At 71.0% G+C, this 3,974-nt stretch carries 3 protein-coding genes and 1 pseudogene; all 4 read left to right on the top strand.

Features of this window, described 5'->3' with window-relative positions; translation table 11 throughout:
- A pseudogene (locus VIU94_RS06860) lies at positions 1 to 1,090 on the top strand (hypothetical protein); the annotation flags it as partial.
- Between the two features lie 10 nt (positions 1,091 to 1,100).
- Positions 1,101 to 1,442 (top strand): hypothetical protein, encoded by a 342-nt coding sequence (locus tag VIU94_RS06855; RefSeq protein ID WP_331908637.1) that lies wholly within the window; start codon positions 1,101 to 1,103, stop codon positions 1,440 to 1,442.
- 613 nt (positions 1,443 to 2,055) lie between these two features.
- A complete protein-coding gene (locus tag VIU94_RS06850; protein ID WP_331908635.1) occupies positions 2,056 to 2,526 on the top strand; it encodes a hypothetical protein in 471 nt (156 codons plus the stop codon).
- The coding region (locus VIU94_RS06845; protein ID WP_331908633.1) for a terminase large subunit domain-containing protein at positions 2,507 to 3,974 on the top strand (1,468 nt) is incomplete at its 3' end. The genes VIU94_RS06850 and VIU94_RS06845, both read left to right, overlap by 20 nt.

The raw sequence follows: 3,974 nt of genomic DNA, 5'->3' as shown, positions 1-3,974 counted from the left end.
TGCGTTCGCGTCCGCCAACGTCGTCACCTGGACCGTCAGCCTCAAGCCCGGCGCACAGTCCGCCGCGGCGAACACGGCAGGCGAAACCGACGCTGCGCAGCCGCTGGCGAAGGGGAAACGCCGGGCGGCTGCGCAGGCCAGTTCCACCGAGACCGCGCAGCCCGTAGGGCGCCGCAAGACCCGCACGGTCGGCATCGCGACGACTGTGGACGCTGCACAGGCCGTAGGGCGGCGGAAGACGCGCACAGCGGCCCCCGCGGGCGCCACCGAGACGGCGCAGGCCCTCGGGAAAGCGAAGCGGCTCACAGCCGGACCCGCGGCGACCGTGGACGCCGCACAGCCGATAGGCCGCCGCAAGGCCCTCGCTGTCCCGCCCGCGACCGAGACGGCCACCGCACGCTCCGTGGGCGACCTACGCGCCGTCCAGGGCGCCGGTGAAGCCGACGAGGCCCGGCCGCTCGCCCGGGGCAAGCGTGCAGCTCTCACGGCCGCCCAGGGCACCGCTGAGGCGCGCACCGTCGCCCGCCGCAAGACGCAGGCGCTCGGCACCGCCAGCACCACCCACGCGGCGCAGCCTCTCGGCACGGCGAAGACCGTCGCGCTCGGGCCCGCGACCGACATCAGCACCGCCGAGCCCATCACCCAGCCCGGCGCCATCACCGAACCCGTCAGCCTGGCCGGCGAACTCGCCCAGGCCCTGCCGATCGGGAAGACCAAGCACCTCGCGCTGCAGGCCGCCGTCGAGCAGGCTGCCGCACGAACCCTCGGCCGGGTGCGTCTCATCCCTCTCGGCCCCCCAACCGAGACGGCCGCCTCCGGCGCGCTCGGCCGAGGCAAGACCCTGACCCTCGGGACCGCCGTCGAGGTCGCTCTCGCCGCCCCGGTGGCCGGAGGAGAGCAGCCGGGGACGCTCCCGGACCTCACCGGCTCCCTGCGCCCCACCGGACGCCTCACGGGTTCCCTGGAGGCCGTTCCGGCGTACGCGGGAGCCCTCGCCCCGGACGAGCCCTATGCGGGCGCTCTGGACGCTACGGACGGCCGGACGGGGACGCTCACGGCCACCGGCACGCTGACCGGATCGATCACTTGAGGGAGGCGAAATGCCCACCCGCCGAGCCCTCACAGCCGACCAGAACAACGACATGGAGTACGCGGGCACCGCGATCAACGACGACACGCGCGAGCCCCTCGACCTCACCGGCGTCACGCTGGAGATGCTCCTCAAGCCATCCGAGCGGATCGCCGACGATGACCCCTCCGTGGTGACGCTGTCCACGGGAGACGGCATCACTGTCGACGCGCCTCTCACGGGCGCCTACAGCGTGACCATCCCCGACACGGCCCTCACCGAGGCGGGCATCCGCTGGTACCGGGTCGACGCTGTCCAGGGGGCCTCCCGCAAGACGATCGTGTACGGGCCCCTGAAGATCCGGGACCTGTAGACCCCGGGGGGTGCCCATGGGCAGGGGTAGGGGGCTCCGGGTGTGCTCAACCCCCGGCTGCCCCGAACTCACCGAAGGCGGACGCTGCCCCACCTGCAAGACCGAGGCAGAGCAGCGCAGAGGCAACAGCGCACAACGCGGCTACGGACGCAGGCACAGGGACCGCTTCCGTGCAGGGGTACTGAGCAAGCACCCCACGTGCGTGATCTGCGGGATCAACCCCAGCACAGTCGCCGACCACTATCCGCTGGACCGCAGACAGCTACAGGCCAAGGGTCTCGACCCGGATGACCCGATCTACGGGCGCGGCCTCTGCGCACCATGCGACTCCACACAGACCGCCACACGCCAACCCGGCGGATGGCACACCACCACCTGACCACACCTAGTGACCGTCACGCACCGCACACACCCCCTGACCTGCACAAACACCATGCACATGTGCATCATCGCAGGTCACGAGGGGTGGGGGACGACCCCTTGATCATTAGGGGGCGTCGACCGCGGGGGAGGGCGCCGGATGGTGCGGCAGGTCAGAGCCTCTCAAGATCACTGAGGGTGTCACGCAAGGTGACGCCCGCTGAGGTCGCGCAACGCGGCCGAGGAGGATCACATGCCCAAGGGCGGACATGCCAGATCAGGACCACCGCCGGACCCGAACGCGCTGCGCCGTGAACGGGACAAGGGCGAGTGGTCGCTGCTGCCCGCGACGGGCCGGCCAGGCGATGCGCCGGTGTGGCCGCTGTCGGGGCACAGCGAACGCGAGGCGGACCTGTGGGCGGATCTGTGGCGCAAGCCGCAGGCGCTGATGTGGGAGCGGTACGGGCAGGAGATCGAGGTCGCGCTGTACGTGCGGAACCTCGCGCAGGTGGAGCGGCCCGGGTCGCCGATCAACCTGGGCACGCTGGTGCGGCAGCAGTCCGATTCGCTCGGGCTGACGACGCCGGGCCTGCGCTCGAACCGCTGGAAGATCGTGGCCGCGGTCCCTGCTGGGGCGGTCCCGGCGCCGAGTAAGACGGCACCGGAGCGGACCTCGTCGCGGAGCCGGCTGAAGGTCGTCCGCGATGACGCTGCAGAGGAATGACTGGGTTGTCCGCTGGCCCACCCTCGGCTTTCTCGGCGCTGACTGGATTGCCCGGCACTGCATCGTCCCGGACCGGTTCGCCAAGGGTGACCCGTTCGAGCTGTACGACTGGCAGCTCTGGGTCGTCGTCAACCACTACCGGGTGCGTCCGGACGCGACCGTAGGGCAGCTCGCGACCGCGTTCCATAACCGGCGCTCCCAGGTCGTCGCACCGCAGAAGACCGGCAAGGGACCCAAGAGCGCCGCCGTCGTCTGCCTGGAGGCGCGTGGCCCCGCGGTGTTCGACGGATGGGCGCAGGGCGGCGAGGCGTACGTGTGCGCCGAGCACGGCTGCGACTGCGGGTGGATCTGGGAGTACGAGCCGGGCGACCCGATGGGCATCCCGTGGCCGACACCGCTGATCCAGTTGCTGGCCACGTCGGAGGATCAGGTCGCGAACGTGTACCGGCCGCTGCAGAACATGGTGAAGGGCGGCCCGCTGGCCGACCAGATGAAGGTCGGGGAGAACTTCATCCGGATCGGAGATCAGGGCCGCATCGACGTCGTCACCAGCTCGGCGCAGTCCCGGCTGGGCAACCCGATCACCTTCGCGTTGCAGGACGAGACCGGCCTGTACACCAAGACGAACAAGATGATCCGGGTCGCTGAGACTCAGCGCCGCGGCCTGGCCGGCATGGGCGGCCGGTCGATGGAGACCACGAACGCGTGGGACCCGTCAGAGCAGTCGACGGCGCAGCGCACCGCGGAGTCACGCGTGACCGACGTGTTCCGGTTCCACGAGCTGCCGCCCGCGGGCCTGTCCTACACCGACAAGCGGGAGCGGCGCCGGATCCACCGGCACGTGTACGCCGGCTCAACGCACGTCGACCTGGACGCGATCGAGGCCGAGGCCGCCGAGATCATGGAGAAGGACCCGGCGCAGGCTGAGCGGTTCTTCGGGAACCGGATCGTGGCCGGTACGGAGTCGTGGCTGCGCGAAGGCGTCTGGGAGGCGCGCGAGCGGCGCCGAGAGGTTCCGCGCAGGACGGCGGTCGTGGCCGGGTTCGACGGCTCCGACGTCGACGACTGGACGGCCATCCGGCTGGAGACCCTCGACGGCTACCAGTTCACCCCGACCTACGGGCCGGACCGGCGGCCGACGATCTGGAACCCGGCGGACTTCGGCGGGCAGGTGCCGCGCCTCGAAGTGGACGCCGCGCTCGACGAGATCATGGGCTTCTACAACGTCGTCCGGATGTACGCCGACCCGCCCTACTGGGAGTCCGAGGTAGACGCCTGGGTCGACAAGTACGGCGAGAAGCGCGTCATCCGCTGGTACACGCGCCGGATCGTGCAGATGCACGCCGCGGCCGAGCGCCTGGTCACCGACACGGCGAAGGCAGACAGCGAGTTCACGCACGACGGGTGCGAGATCACGGCCGAGCACATGCGCAACGCCCGCCGGGCCG

It is taken from the genome of Streptomyces sp. (assembly GCF_036566765.1).
Lineage (GTDB): Bacteria > Actinomycetota > Actinomycetes > Streptomycetales > Streptomycetaceae > Streptomyces.
Note: the sequence above shows the minus strand (reverse complement) of the source record. Positions and strands in the feature narration are given on the sequence as shown.